We start from the raw sequence: 219 nt of genomic DNA on the forward strand, positions 1-219 counted from the left end.
AGACGGGCGGCGTCATGCGCGCACCGTGTGCAGGATGCTGACGTCGCCGCCGACCGTGTTGACCCGCACATCCGTCCACTTGCCGTCGAGGTCGCCGTGGCGGGCCGTGTACCTGCCCTTGGTGATGGTGATGCTCTGGGCGTCGAAGTGCAGCTTGCCGCCGACGGTCTGCACCGTGTAGCTCGCGGGCGTCTCGGGGGCGAAGCGCGCCGTGACGCC

The 219-nt window shown here is 70.3% G+C and carries 1 pseudogene; it reads right to left on the minus strand.

Annotated features, from left to right (window positions below):
• Positions 1-12: 12 nt before the first annotated feature.
• A pseudogene (locus FJ658_RS16355) lies at positions 13-219 on the minus strand (hypothetical protein); the annotation flags it as partial.

Origin of the sequence: Schumannella sp. 10F1B-5-1, assembly GCF_006517535.1 — a bacterium.
In the GTDB taxonomy this organism is placed as follows: Bacteria; Actinomycetota; Actinomycetes; order Actinomycetales; family Microbacteriaceae; genus Schumannella.